The sequence below is a fragment of the Microbacterium psychrotolerans genome, assembly GCF_031085295.1.
Taxonomy (GTDB): domain Bacteria; phylum Actinomycetota; class Actinomycetes; order Actinomycetales; family Microbacteriaceae; genus Microbacterium; species Microbacterium psychrotolerans.
The window spans coordinates 106377-118664 of record NZ_JAVFWO010000007.1; the positions used below are offsets into that span (position 1 = coordinate 106377).

At 69.6% G+C, this 12288-nt stretch carries 15 protein-coding genes; 14 read left to right on the forward strand and 1 reads right to left on the reverse strand.

The window, feature by feature from the left end:
• The first annotated feature begins 65 nt into the window (after positions 1–65).
• The 6 genes from Q9R08_RS19290 (at position 66) to Q9R08_RS19315 (ending at position 5539) form a co-directional block, all read left to right on the forward strand.
• Positions 66–1160, forward strand: a complete 1095-nt coding sequence (locus Q9R08_RS19290) for a histidinol-phosphate transaminase (RefSeq protein ID WP_308869807.1) — start codon at positions 66–68, stop codon at positions 1158–1160.
• Positions 1157–1765, forward strand: coding sequence for an imidazoleglycerol-phosphate dehydratase HisB (gene hisB / locus Q9R08_RS19295; RefSeq protein ID WP_308869808.1), 609 nt, complete (start codon positions 1157–1159; stop codon positions 1763–1765). The genes Q9R08_RS19290 and hisB overlap by 4 nt, the downstream gene beginning before the upstream one ends.
• The gene (hisH, locus tag Q9R08_RS19300; protein ID WP_308869809.1) at positions 1762–2433 is read left to right on the forward strand and encodes an imidazole glycerol phosphate synthase subunit HisH; all 672 of its coding nucleotides are present in this window, start codon (positions 1762–1764) and stop codon (positions 2431–2433) included. Before hisB ends, hisH begins: the two co-directional genes overlap by 4 nt.
• Before the next feature lie 72 nt (positions 2434–2505).
• On the forward strand, positions 2506–3252 hold the full coding sequence (gene priA, locus Q9R08_RS19305) for a bifunctional 1-(5-phosphoribosyl)-5-((5-phosphoribosylamino)methylideneamino)imidazole-4-carboxamide isomerase/phosphoribosylanthranilate isomerase PriA (protein WP_308869810.1): 747 nt from the start codon (positions 2506–2508) through the stop codon (positions 3250–3252).
• The gene (locus Q9R08_RS19310; protein ID WP_308869811.1) at positions 3236–4027 is read left to right on the forward strand and encodes an SseB family protein; all 792 of its coding nucleotides are present in this window, start codon (positions 3236–3238) and stop codon (positions 4025–4027) included. Before priA ends, Q9R08_RS19310 begins: the two co-directional genes overlap by 17 nt.
• Before the next feature lie 120 nt (positions 4028–4147).
• The gene (locus Q9R08_RS19315) at positions 4148–5539 is read left to right on the forward strand and encodes a pyridoxal phosphate-dependent decarboxylase family protein (protein WP_308869812.1); all 1392 of its coding nucleotides are present in this window, start codon (positions 4148–4150) and stop codon (positions 5537–5539) included.
• A 141-nt stretch (positions 5540–5680) separates the two neighbouring features.
• Here Q9R08_RS19315 and Q9R08_RS19320 read toward each other — a convergent pair whose 3' ends face one another.
• A complete protein-coding gene (locus Q9R08_RS19320) occupies positions 5681–6049 on the reverse strand; it encodes a DUF1844 domain-containing protein (protein WP_163620451.1) in 369 nt (122 codons plus the stop codon).
• A 301-nt stretch (positions 6050–6350) separates the two neighbouring features.
• Between Q9R08_RS19320 and infC the strand changes: the two genes are divergently transcribed.
• From infC to Q9R08_RS19360, 8 genes are all read left to right on the forward strand, one after another.
• Complete coding sequence (infC, locus tag Q9R08_RS19325) at positions 6351–7070, forward strand: translation initiation factor IF-3 (RefSeq protein WP_308869813.1); 720 nt, start codon at positions 6351–6353, stop codon at positions 7068–7070.
• Positions 7071–7140: 70 nt separating this feature from the next.
• Positions 7141–7335: a 50S ribosomal protein L35 gene (gene rpmI, locus Q9R08_RS19330; RefSeq protein WP_194413854.1), complete on the forward strand. Its 195-nt coding sequence runs from the start codon at positions 7141–7143 to the stop codon at positions 7333–7335.
• A gap of 30 nt (positions 7336–7365) precedes the next feature.
• Positions 7366–7749 carry a 50S ribosomal protein L20 gene (rplT, locus tag Q9R08_RS19335; RefSeq protein WP_045297244.1) on the forward strand — a complete coding sequence of 128 codons (384 nt, stop codon included), beginning with the start codon at positions 7366–7368 and terminating at the stop codon, positions 7747–7749.
• Between the two features lie 126 nt (positions 7750–7875).
• Entirely contained in the window at positions 7876–8676 is an 801-nt protein-coding gene (locus tag Q9R08_RS19340; RefSeq protein WP_308869814.1) for a TrmH family RNA methyltransferase, read from the forward strand.
• Between the two features lie 89 nt (positions 8677–8765).
• Positions 8766–9581: an amino acid ABC transporter ATP-binding protein gene (locus tag Q9R08_RS19345; RefSeq protein ID WP_308869815.1), complete on the forward strand. Its 816-nt coding sequence runs from the start codon at positions 8766–8768 to the stop codon at positions 9579–9581.
• Between the two features lie 97 nt (positions 9582–9678).
• On the forward strand, positions 9679–10596 hold the full coding sequence (locus tag Q9R08_RS19350; RefSeq protein ID WP_308869816.1) for a glutamate ABC transporter substrate-binding protein: 918 nt from the start codon (positions 9679–9681) through the stop codon (positions 10594–10596).
• A gap of 74 nt (positions 10597–10670) precedes the next feature.
• Entirely contained in the window at positions 10671–11318 is a 648-nt protein-coding gene (locus Q9R08_RS19355) for an amino acid ABC transporter permease (RefSeq protein ID WP_308869817.1), read from the forward strand.
• A complete protein-coding gene (locus Q9R08_RS19360; RefSeq protein WP_308869818.1) occupies positions 11315–12223 on the forward strand; it encodes an amino acid ABC transporter permease in 909 nt (302 codons plus the stop codon). The genes Q9R08_RS19355 and Q9R08_RS19360 overlap by 4 nt, the downstream gene beginning before the upstream one ends.
• Positions 12224–12288 lie beyond the last annotated feature (65 nt).

Here is a 12288-nt window from a genome sequence, read left to right on the forward strand (position 1 = left end):
CGCTCCAGCCTGCTCGCCGTCTCCCGACGTCACGCGGCAGTCGACCGGCACCACGCGCGCCTACCATGGGAGAGGTGAGTGCACGTCTCGAAGACCTTCCTTTACGCGCCGATCTCCGCGGGCAGAAGCCGTACGGCGCCCCACAGGCGCCGCTGCCGGTAGCCCTGAACGTCAACGAGAACACGCATCCCGTTCCGCCCGATGTGGCCGACGACATCCTTGACTCGATCGCGCGGGCTCTCAGTGATGTCAACCGGTATCCCGACCGTGAGTTCACCGCCCTCCGCGAGGGATTCGCCGACTATCTCGGCCACGGTCTCACCCGCGACGAGATCTGGGCGGCCAACGGCTCGAACGAGGTGCTGCAGCACATCCTGCAGGCATTCGCCGGACCCGGCCGCACGGCGTTCGGCTTCGCACCGACCTACTCGATGTATCCGCTGCTGACCCGTGGCACCGGAGCCGAGTGGATCTCCGGCACCCGTGCGGCCGACTATGGGATCGCGGCGGACGATGCCGCGGCCCAGGTGTCGGATGCCTCGCCGGACGTGGTGTTCCTGTGCTCGCCGAACAACCCCACCGGCACCCCGCTCGGGCTCGACGTGGTGGAGGCCGTGTACGAGGCGACGGACGGCGTCGTGATCGTCGACGAGGCCTACTTCGAGTTCGCACCGCATGACGAGCGGTCCGCCCTCACCCTGCTTCCCGGTCGCGAGCGGCTCGTCGTGTCGCGCACCATGAGCAAGGCGTTCGCGTTCGCGGGCGCGCGTGTGGGCTACATGGCGGCCGACCCGGCGCTGATCGACGCGCTGCGGCTGGTGCGCTTGCCGTACCACCTCAGCGCGCTCACGCAGGCGGCGGCGACCGCAGCGCTGCGGCACGCCCCCACGATGCTGAGCATGGTCGACGAGATCGTCGCACAGCGCGACCGCATCTCGGCGACGGTCGAGGCGCTCGGCTACACGCCGCACGAGTCGTGGACGAACTTCGTGCTGTTCGGGGGAGTGGCCGACCCGGCGGCCACGTGGCGCGCGCTCTACGACGAGGGGGTGCTCATCCGCGACGTCGGCATCCCCGCCCACCTGCGGGTCACGGCGGGCACCGCGGAGGAGACCACCGCCTTCCTCGACGCCCTCGCCTCGGTAGGATCGGCGGCATGAGCGCCGCACCACGAACCGCCTCGCTGCGACGGGCGACGAGCGAGTCGACCGTCGAGCTCGAGCTCGATCTCGACGGCACCGGCCGCAGCCGCATCGACACGACGGTGCCGTTCTTCGACCACCTGCTCACGGCGTTCGCGAAGCACTCGCTCAGCGACCTGACGGTGCGCGCGTCGGGTGACACCGACATCGACGCCCACCACACGGTGGAGGACATCTCGATCGTGCTGGGCCAGGCGATCCGCGAGGCCCTCGGCGACAAGTCCGGCATCTCGCGGTACGGCGACGCCCTCGTGCCCCTCGACGAGGCGCTCGCGCAGGCCGTCGTCGACATCAGCGGCCGTCCCTATCTCGTGCACACGGGCGAGCCCGCGGGCTTCGAGCACCACCTCATCGGCGGCCACTTCACGGGCTCGCTCGTGCGCCACACGTTCGAGGCGATCTCGTACAACGCCGCGCTCACGGTCCACGTGCGGGTGCTGTCGGGCCGCGACCCGCACCACATCGCCGAGGCCGAGTACAAGGCCTTCGCCCGCGCGTTCCGCCAGGCGAAAGCGCTCGACCCGCTGGTGGACGGCATCCCGAGCACGAAGGGCGCCCTGTGAGCGAAGGCACGCCCTCCGGCGGCGAGCGGCCGCTCGTCGCCGTGCTCGATTATGGGTCGGGCAACGTGCACTCGGCTGTCAAGGCGCTGGTGGCGGCGGGTGCGGATGCGCGGCTGACGGCTGATCGTGGCCTGGTCCGCGACGCCGACGGTCTGTTCGTCCCGGGCGTCGGTGCATTCCGTGCGGTGGCGGAGGCGCTGCGCGCCAGCCGCGGCGACGAGCTCATCGAACGCCGCCTCGCCGGCGGACGCCCGGTCCTCGGGGTCTGCGTCGGCATGCAGATCTTCTTCGAGCGCGGCGTCGAGCGTGGCGTCGACACCGAGGGGCTCGGCGAATGGCCCGGTGTCGTGACAGAGCTCGACGCGCCCGTCCTGCCGCACATGGGCTGGAACACCGTCGAGCCCGGCGAGGGAACACGCCTCTTCCGCGGCATCGAGCACGAGCGGTTCTATTTCGTCCACTCCTTCGGTGCCCAGAAGTGGCTGCTCGACGTCCAGCCGCCGTTCCCCCAGCCGGTCCTGACGTGGTGCGACTACGGCGCACCGTTCCTCGCAGCGGTCGAGAACGGTCCGCTGTCGGCCACGCAGTTCCACCCCGAGAAGTCGGGGGAGGCGGGCATCCGTCTGCTGGCGAATTGGATCGACGGGCTCCGCAGGGCTACCCTCTGAGACCGTGCCGTCTGCGGGAGCGCCTGCTTCCCGGATCCGCCCCCACAGCTTTCGATGCCTGAACCAGGAGCCATGAACGATTTCGCGTCCACACCCAAGCTCGTCCTCCTGCCCGCCGTCGACGTTGCTGACGGCAAGGCCGTCCGCCTGACGCAGGGCGAGGCAGGCACCGAGACGAATTACGGCGATCCCGTCGACGCCGCGCTCGACTTCGCACGCCAGGGCGCCGAGTGGATCCACCTCGTCGACCTGGATGCCGCCTTCGGCCGCGGAAGCAACGTCGGCGTGCTCCGCAAGGTGATCAAGCAGGTCAAGGGCGTGCAGGTCGAGCTGTCGGGCGGCATCCGCGACGATCGCACCCTCGAGGCGGCGCTCGAGAGCGGTGCGTCGCGCATCAACCTCGGCACGGCCGCGCTGGAGAACCCCGAGTGGGCCGCCGACGTCATCGGCCGCTACGGCGACGCGATCGCGGTCGGCCTCGACGTGCGCGGCACGACCCTCGCCGCCCGCGGGTGGACCCGAGAGGGCGGTGACCTGTGGACGGTCCTCGACCGCCTCGAGTCGGCCGGCTGCAGCCGGTACGTCGTCACCGACGTCACCAAGGACGGCACTCTCAAGGGTCCGAACCTGGAGCTCTTGCGTGAGCTCACCTCGCGCACGCCGAAGCCGGTCGTCGCCTCGGGCGGCGTGTCGAGCCTCGACGACATCGCGGCACTGCGCGACCTCGTCCCGCTCGGCGTCGAGGGCGCGATCGTGGGCAAGGCGCTGTACGCCGGCGCGTTCACGCTCGCCGAGGCGCTGGATGTCGCCGGATACTGATCCTCCTGCCGCCCCGGGTCACGGACCCGGCGGCGACTCCGCCGGCGTGCCCTGGGAGGGACGCAGCTTCCAGGCGAACCCTCACGCCTCCGACGACGGCTCCGCCGATCCGGCGCTGCTGGCCGCACTCACCGCGTTCCGCGCCGGCTCGGGCGGGCAGCGTGAGGTCATCGACGCCTACCGGGCGGCGCGCCTCTTGATCCCGCTCGTCGCGGAGAAGGGCGACCACGGCATCGGCGCGCACGGTCTCGAGGTCGACAAGACCCAGGAGCTGTCGATCGTCACCGTGGCAGCACCCGACGGTCGTCGGGTGCTGCCGGTGTTCTCGTCGGTCGATGCCATGAAGCGATGGGATGCCGCAGCCCGGCCGGTCCCCGCCGACGGCATCCGCACCGCCCTGTCGGCCGCCGCCGATGACACCGATCTGATCGTGCTCGACCCGGGATCCGACACCGAGTTCGTCATCCGTCGCCCGGCGGTGTGGGCGATCGGCCAAGGGCGGCCGTGGGAGCCGAGCTATCTGTCCCCGGAGGTCTTCGCCGGACTGCACGACAGCATCGGCGGCGAGCTCTCGGTCATCGATCTGTCCGTGGAGCCCGGCGATCCCGACGCGCGCCTGCGCGGGCCGGAGCTCGTGGTGCGCCTGCATCTGATGGACGGCCTCGAGAAGGCCGAGCTCGACGCCGTGCTGGCGCGGCTCGCCTCGCGATGGGCGGCCGACGACCGCATCGCGGTGCTCGTCGACTCGCTCACGGTCAAGCTCGTCCGCGCCTGAGCGGGCGCAGCCGGCCGGCCGTCAGCAGTCGCGCGATCGTGCGCCGCGCGGCAGACTCGCGGGTCCTCTTGCGGTCGGTCCCTCCGGCGGCGGAGGATCGGCTCGGCGAAGGGGGCTCGCATGGACGGTGTCACGAAGAAGCAGTACCGGGAGGCGCTCGAGGTCGCGCATCGGCACGCGCTGAGCTGGCTGGACTCGCTCCCCGACCGCCCGATCCGCCCCGATCTCGATGTCGATGGCGTGCTCGCGCGTCTGGAGCGCGGACTGCCGGAGGACGGGAGCGAGCCTCGAGACGTGGTCGAGGAGCTGGTCGCGGCATCCGAGCCTGGTCTCATGGCGATGGGGTCGCCGCGCTTCTACGGCTTCGTGATCGGCGGCGCTTACCCGGCTGCGGTAGCCGCGGACTGGCTGGTGGCCGCCTGGGACCAGAACACCGGCTCGCGGCAGCCCACGCCCGCGACCGCCGCCGTCGAGGAGGTCGCCGGCGGTTGGCTGCTCGACCTGCTCGGGCTTCCGGCGGAGAGCGGGGTGGGGTTCGTGACGGGGGGGACCACCGCGAACCTCGCGTGCCTCGTCGCCGCCCGCGACGCCGTGCTCCGCCGAGCGGGTGCCGACCCGGCAGCCGGACTCCAGCAGGCTCCGTCGATCCGGTTCCTGGCCGGGGACGCGGTCCACACCTCGATGCAGCTGGCGGGCCGCATCGCGGGTCTCGGCCTGCCGAGAACGGTCGGCGCCGATGATCAGGGCCGCATCGACGTGGCCGGCCTCGAGCGCGCGCTCGCCGAGGGGACCGGGCCGACGATCGTCGCGCTGCAGGCCGGCGATGTCCATTCCGGAGCGTTCGACGACTTCGCGGCCGCCGTCGAGGTCTCTCATCGTGCAGGTGCGTGGGTGCACGTCGACGGTGCCTTCGGTCTCTGGGCGGCTGCCAGCCCGCGTCTGAAGCATCTCGTCGCCGGCCTCGCCGACGCCGACTCGTGGGCGACGGACGCGCACAAGACGCTCAACGTCCCTTACGACTGCGGCGTGGCGATCGTGCGCGACGAGGCGGCGATGACCGCGTCGCTGGGTGCTCACGCCGCCTACCTCCCCGCGGTGGCGAGCGTCCCCGATCCCTATGACCGGGTACCGGAACTGTCGCGTCGCGCGCGCGGTGTGCCCGTGTGGGCGGCGCTGCGGTCGCTCGGCAGGCAGGGCGTCGTGCGGCTGGTCGACGGACTGGCGGATGCCGCGGCCGCCCTCGCCGCGGGGTTCCAGGCCGTCCCGGGGCTCGAGGTCCTCAACGACGTGCCGTTCACACAGGTCTGCCTCGCGACGCGGGACGATGCGACGACCGCGGCGCTGGGGGAGTGGCTCCGCGACGAAGGGACCGTCTGGGCGTCGTCCTCCACCTGGCGCGGCCGCACCGTGGTGCGCTTCGCCGTCAGCAACCACGGCACCGATTCCGAGGCGGTCCGCCGCACGATCGATGCGGTGACCAGGGGAGCGGCCGCACTCGGCATCGGGGGGTGAGCCGGCACCGCCCGTCCTTCCGGCTAGCCGGCGCTGATCATGTGGTCCGTGTCCCGACATCCGCCGCATGGAGGTCTGGTATCGACCAGACGCGGGGCATGAACGTCGGCAGGGCCGGACGCAGTGGGGTGGCGGGCCGCGTCAGGTGACCGGGCCGGTCCACTTCTCGCCGGGACCCTTGCCGATCGGGTCGGGGATCACGGATGCCTCGCGAAACGCGAGCTGGACCGAGCGCAGGCCGTCGCGCAGCGAGCGCGCGTGCATGTCGCTGATCTCCGGAGCGCCTGCGGTGATGAGGCCGGCCAGGGCGTTGATGAGCTTGCGCGCCTCGTCGAGGTCCGTCTGGGTCGCGGGGTCGTCGGCGAGGCCGACCTTCACCGCGGCGGCGCTCAGCAGGTGAACGGCGGCGGTGGTGATGACTTCGACAGCCGGCACCTCGGCGATGTCGCGCGAGGCGGAGGCTGCCGCACGCTCCTGCTCTTCCCAGCGGGCTTGACGCTCGGCATCCACCGCCGTCGTGCTCGTCGTATCGCCGTCCTGGTCTCGAATCGTGTCCACGCCGTTCTCTCTGATAGACTGCTGCGGTCTCCGGTGCGTTCTGTACCGGATCGGAAAGTGGATCACATCCCACCCGCGCTTGCCGTTCCAGGCTACCGGGTCATGCACTCCGCCCCGACCGTCCTGCGGCCACGCAGAAACGGGAGGGGTAGCCGCCAGGGCAACCGGGCGGGAGCTCCGTCACAGGAGAGGGTGCAGGAAGTCGGCGCTCGAAGCGTCTGACGGGTGGAGTGGATCTTCCTCCGCCCGCGACATGAACATGTGTCGCGGTGGTCCAGCCCATAAACCCAAGGAGTTCCGCATCAGCGATCCCCGCACCAACGACCGCATCCGCGTCCCCGAGGTCCGCCTCGTCGGACCCGCGGGTGAGCAGGTCGGCGTCGTCCGCATCGAGGTGGCGCTGCGCCTGGCCCAGGAGGCCGACCTCGATCTCGTCGAGGTGGCCCCGAACTCGAAGCCGCCCGTGGTCAAGATCATGGACTACGGCAAGTTCAAGTACGAGGCTGCGCAGAAGGCCAAGGAAGCGCGTCGCAATCAGGCGAACACCGTCCTCAAGGAGGTCCGGTTCCGCCTGAAGATCGAGGCCCACGACTACATAACCAAGCTGAAGCGCGCCGAGGGCTTCCTGCAGGCGGGTGACAAGGTCAAGGCGATGATCCTGTTCCGTGGCCGCGAGCAGTCGCGCCCCGAGCAGGGTGTGCGTCTCCTCCGCAAGTTCGCGGAGGACGTCGCCGAGTTCGGCACTGTCGAGTCCAACCCGACGATCGACGGCCGCAACATGGTGATGGTGGTCGCGCCGCACAAGAACAAGTCCGAGGTGAAGACCGAGCAGAACGCGCAGCGCGCCGCCAACAAGGAGGCAGCGCGTTCCGCCCGCAACGGCGGCCCGCAGGGCGACGCCGACTTGGAGAGCTCCGACACCGCGGCCGAGACAGCTCCGGCCGCCGAGTCCGAGACCGCCACGGCCGAATAGGCCCCACAGACTCCCGCACCGCGGGATACCGACTCCCGCCTGGGCGGGAAGTGAAACGAAGGAAGAAGAGATGCCGAAGCAGAAGACCCACTCGGGCGCCAAGAAGCGCTTCAAGGTCACGGGCAGCGGGAAGCTCATGAAGCAGCAGGCGAACCTTCGCCACAACTTCGAGGGCAAGCCCAGCCGCCGTACCCGCCGCCTGTCGCAGGACCAGGTCCTCGCGAAGGGCGACGCCAAGGTCGCCAAGAAGCTCCTCGGCCTCTGAGCGCCGACGCAGGAATAGGAATCAATCGAAATGGCTAGAGTCAAGCGGGCCGTCAACGCCCACAAGAAGCGTCGCGTCATCCTCGAGCGCGCCTCCGGTTACCGGGGCCAGCGCTCGCGTCTGTACCGCAAGGCGAAGGAGCAGGTCACCCACTCGCTCGTCTACGCGTACCGCGACCGTCGCAAGCGCAAGGGCGACTTCCGCCGTCTGTGGATCCAGCGCATCAACGCCGCTGCCCGTCAGAACGGCATCACGTACAACCGCTTCATCCAGGGCCTCGGCCTGGCGGGTGTGCAGGTCGACCGTCGCATGCTCGCCGAGCTCGCGGTGAACGAGCCCAAGACGTTCGCGTCGCTCGTCCAGACCGCCAAGAAGGCGCTGCCCGAGAACGTCAACGCTCCGAAGAGCGCCTGACGCCGGTCCGCTGTCTCGAAAGGGGCGTCCTCCTCACGGAGGGCGCCCCTTTTCGTGTCCGCTGAGGCGCACCGCGAGGGCACATCGCATTCCGGTGAGAGGATGCCGCGACCCTAGACTGATGCCGTGCTCGAGAACCCTCGCTCTCCGCGTGTCCGCGCCGTCGCGAAGCTGACCAAGCGGAGCGCCCGTCAGGAGACGGGGCTGTTCCTCCTCGAAGGTCCGCAGGCGGCTCGCGAGGCGCTGGCCTACCGGCCCGAGACGCTCGTGGAGATCTTCGCAACGCCGTCCGCATTCGAGAAGCACACCGACCTGCGCGATGCCGCGACGGCTGCCGGCCTCGAGGTGGTCTACACGACCGAGGCGGTGCTCGACGCGATGGCCGACACCGTGACGCCTCAGGGGATCGTCGCCGTCGCCCGGCAGTCGCCGACGTCGGTCCGCGATGTGTTCGCGGCGTCGCCGCGTCTCGTCGCGATCTGCGAGGAGGTCCGCGATCCGGGCAACCTCGGCACCATCATCCGGGCGGCCGACGCCGCCGGGGCGGATGCCGTGATCCTCACGGGGCGGACGGTCGATCCCTACAACCCGAAGGTCGTCCGCGCGACGACCGGCTCGCTCTTCCACGTGCCTGTCGCCGTGGGCGTCGACCTTGCGGCGGCGGTCCAGAAGGCCCGTGCGGCCGGCGTCCGCGTCATCGCGGCCGACGTCGGCGGAGGGGACTTCCTCGCCGCGCGGGACATGCTCGCCGAGCCGACCGCGTGGCTGTTCGGCAACGAGGCGCGCGGCCTCGACGAAGACGCCCTCGCCCTGGCAGACCTCTCGCTGCGGCTGCCGATCTACGGCGCCGCCGAGTCTCTCAATCTCGCCACGGCGGCCAGCGTCTGCCTCTACGAGACCGCTTTCGCGCAGCGGGCCGCCGGCTGATCTGCTCGCATTCCGACCCTGTTACGGAACGGTAAAGGCTCGGGAGTCCTACTGGCCGAGTGTCCTCGCTCGCCCCTAGGGTGAACGCTATGACGCCCGACGACAGTGCGCCGGCACCAGATGCAGCCGGACAGGCGACGCCGACGAGCAACATCTCGGTCCGCCGTGGTGATCCCCTCGTCCAGATCTCGAACGTGCAGAAGCACTACGGAGAGTTCCAAGCCCTCAAAGACATCGATCTCACCGTCAACCGCGGCGAGGTGGTCGTGGTCATCGGCCCGTCCGGCTCAGGCAAGTCGACGCTGTGCCGCACGATCAACCGCCTCGAGACGATCACGAGCGGCACCATCGCGATCGACGGCAAGGAGTTGCCGAAAGAGGGCAAGGGTCTCGCGGGCCTCCGAGCGGATGTCGGAATGGTCTTCCAGTCCTTCAACCTCTTCTCGCACCTGACGATCCTCGAGAACGTCACGCTGGGGCCGATCAAGGTCAGGAAGATGAAGAAGGCGGATGCCGAGGCGGTCGCCAGGCAGCTGCTGGACCGGGTCGGCGTCGCGCAGCAGGCATCCAAGCTCCCCGCGCAGCTGTCGGGCGGCCAGCAGCAGCGCGTCGCCATCGCCCGCGCACTGGCCATGCAGCCGAAGGTGATGCTCTTCGACGAGCCGACGAGCGCGCTCGACCCCGAGATGATCAACGAGGTGCTCGACGTGATGGTCGGGCTCGCCCAGGACGGCATGACGATGATCGTCGTGACGCACGAGATGGGATTCGCCCGCAAGGCGGCCGACCGCGTCGTGTTCATGGCCGACGGCCAGATCGTCGAAGAGGCGACTCCCGAGGAGTTCTTCACGAACGCGCAGAGCCCCCGGGCCAAGGACTTCCTCTCGAAGCTCCTCACCCACTGACCCGAGACCGCCGCCGGCTGGACGCTCGGAGCACGCTCCAGACTCGACCTGCACCGACATACGGAACCCGTGGAAACACATGCAACAGGAGGAACCCATGCGCAAGACCAAGATGATCGCGGGACTCGGCCTCGCCGCCGCAGCCCTGCTCGCCCTCACCGCGTGCAACAGCGGCACGCCGGGGGCATCGCCGTCCGAGACCGCCGGCGGCGGTGAGGAGGAGACTTCCGGCACGCCGTGGGAGGTCGCCACCGACGTCACCCTCGAAGGCAGCCCCACGTTCGACGCGATGACGGAGCGCGGCTCGGTCAAGGTCGGCGTCAAGGAGGACCAGCCCGGTCTCGGCTACCTGGACCCCACCACCGGTGAGCGGACCGGCTTCGACATCGACATCGCCCGGTGGATCGCCGCATCACTCGGCTTCGACGAGGATCAGATCGAGTTCACCCCCATCCCGTCCGCGAACCGCGAGCAGGCGATCGTGAACGGCGACATCGACTACTACGTCGGCACCTACTCGATCACCGACAAGCGCAAGGAGCAGATCTCCTTCGCGGGTCCGTACTTCATCACCGGCCAGGGCCTGCTGGTCGCCGCCGACAACGACACCATCGACGGCCCCGACTCGCTCACGTCCGACATGGTCGTCTGCTCGGCGACGGGCTCGACCTCGATCCAGCGGATCAAGGATCTCGGCACGGCGCAGACGAAGGAGTACGACACCTACTCGGCATGCGTCGAAGACCTGAAGAACGGCCAGGTGGACGCCGTGACGACCGACGAGGCGATCCTCATCGGCTACGCCGCGCAGGACCCCGACAACCTGAAGGTCGTCGGCGACGTCTTCAGCGAGGAGCGATACGGCGTCGGCCTCGCGAAGGACGACACCGCCCTGCAGGAGTACATCAACACGGTGTTCACCGACGGCGGCGACGTGTGGCAGCAGATCTTCGACAACAACCTCGGCGACGCCGGCGTCGAAGGCGAGCAGCCTGAGGTCGACCCGGCAATGTGACCGAAACCCGCGGCGGCGCCCTCGGCGCCGCCGCGGAACATCCATGACGATGTTCGGATGAGGAAGGCGGAGCCGTGGGAGCCATCACAGACAACCTCGACCTGTGGGGCGAGGCCATCGTCGGCACGTTGGTGCTGTTCTTCGGCGGTGGCCTGATCGCGCTCGTGCTGGGCTTCATCGTCGGAGCGATGCGGGTCTCGCCGGTGCCGATCGCGCGGGCCGTGGGCGGCATATACGTCAACTGGATCCGCAACACGCCGCTGACGCTCGTCATGTTCTTCTTCGCGTTCTGCCTGCCGATCCTGCTGCAGCAGCGGGTGTCGCCGATCGTGCTGGCGACCGCGGCGCTCGGCATCTACACCGCGACCTACGTCGCCGAGACCCTCCGCTCCGGCGTCAACACCGTCCCGGTCGGGCAGGCGGAGGCGGCACGCGCGTTGGGCCTCACCTTCGGGCAGGTCATGTCGCTGGTGGTGCTCCCGCAGGCGACGCGCTCCGTCATCCCGCCGATGATGAGCGTCTTCATCGCATTGCTGAAGAACACCACCGTGGCCGCCGGGTTCTCGGTGCTCAACCTCGGCTCGGTGCGCACCTGGCTGAGCGAGCGCGGCGAGAATCAGCTCGTGGTACTGCTGTGGGTGATGGTGGTCTTCGTCATCCTGGTGCTGCTCCTGGCGTGGCTCCAGCGAACCCTCGAGGTCAAGTGGAGGATCGCGCGATGAGCGGCTCCGTCCTGTACGACGTCCCCGGACCGCGGGCGGTCGTCCGCAATCGCATCATCGGCGCCGTCACCATCCTGGTGGTCCTGCTGTTCCTAGGCTGGGTGGTCTGGCGCTTCTACGACACCGGCCAGCTCAGCCCCGAGAAGTGGGAGCTCTTCAGCTATTCGGCGATCTGGATGCTGTTCCTCGAAGCCACGTGGAACACCCTGGCCGCGTTCGGCGTGGCGGCGGTGGGCGCGATCATCCTGGGCTTCATCCTCGCTCTCGGCCGCATGTCCGAGCACGCGTGGCTGCGTGTGCCGGTCGGCTGGATCGTCGAGATCCTGCGCGCAATCCCGGTGCTCGTCTTCATGATGCTGCTGTACTACGGCCTGCCCGTGATCGACATCAAGATGACTCCCTACTGGGCCGTCGTCATCGCCCTCATCGCCTACAACGGTTCGGTTCTGGCCGAGGTGATCCGCGCGGGCGTCGAATCGCTGCCGCGCGGTCAGAGCGAGGCCGGCTACGCCATCGGTCTGCGCAAGGCCGGCGTCATGCGGCTCGTCCTGCTGCCGCAGGCGATCCGCGCGATGCTTCCCGTCATCATCTCGCAGCTCGTGGTCACACTGAAGGACACGGCACTCGGCTTCATCATCACGTACCCCGAGCTGCTGTACCTCGTGAAGCTGCTGGGGTCGCAGGCGCTGTACAACTCGCCGCTCATCCCGTCCGCGATCATCGGCGGCTCCATCTACGTGGCGCTCTGCCTCGCACTGTCGTACATCGCCTACCTCGTCGAGCGGCGCACACGCCGGTCGCCGAAGGTGACGGCCGTCGCCGCGGCGAATCAGCCCGGCCAGGGCGGCACCGACACCGAGCTGATCGTCGCGCAGTCCGACGCGCGGACCGGCGGCGGCGCCTGACGCCGATCCCACCGGTCGTGGGCGAGCAGCGGCGGGTCGAGGCATCCGCCGTCGGTAGACTCGTC

What these genes read in the sequence shown, in the direction of transcription:
- rpmI (WP_194413854.1), top strand. Translation starts at nt 7,141, where the DNA reads ATGCCGAAGCAGAAGACCCACTCGGGCGCCAAGAAGCGCTTCAAGGTC.
- Q9R08_RS19360 (WP_308869818.1), top strand. Translation starts at nt 11,315, where the DNA reads ATGAGCGGCTCCGTCCTGTACGACGTCCCCGGACCGCGGGCGGTCGTC.
- priA (WP_308869810.1), top strand. Translation starts at nt 2,506, where the DNA reads ATGAACGATTTCGCGTCCACACCCAAGCTCGTCCTCCTGCCCGCCGTC.
- hisB (WP_308869808.1), top strand. Translation starts at nt 1,157, where the DNA reads ATGAGCGCCGCACCACGAACCGCCTCGCTGCGACGGGCGACGAGCGAG.
- Q9R08_RS19290 (WP_308869807.1), top strand. Translation starts at nt 66, where the DNA reads ATGGGAGAGGTGAGTGCACGTCTCGAAGACCTTCCTTTACGCGCCGAT.
- Q9R08_RS19345 (WP_308869815.1), top strand. Translation starts at nt 8,766, where the DNA reads ATGACGCCCGACGACAGTGCGCCGGCACCAGATGCAGCCGGACAGGCG.
- rplT (WP_045297244.1), top strand. Translation starts at nt 7,366, where the DNA reads ATGGCTAGAGTCAAGCGGGCCGTCAACGCCCACAAGAAGCGTCGCGTC.
- Q9R08_RS19315 (WP_308869812.1), top strand. Translation starts at nt 4,148, where the DNA reads ATGGACGGTGTCACGAAGAAGCAGTACCGGGAGGCGCTCGAGGTCGCG.
- Q9R08_RS19310 (WP_308869811.1), top strand. Translation starts at nt 3,236, where the DNA reads ATGTCGCCGGATACTGATCCTCCTGCCGCCCCGGGTCACGGACCCGGC.
- Q9R08_RS19350 (WP_308869816.1), top strand. Translation starts at nt 9,679, where the DNA reads ATGCGCAAGACCAAGATGATCGCGGGACTCGGCCTCGCCGCCGCAGCC.
- infC (WP_308869813.1), top strand. Translation starts at nt 6,351, where the DNA reads ATGAACATGTGTCGCGGTGGTCCAGCCCATAAACCCAAGGAGTTCCGC.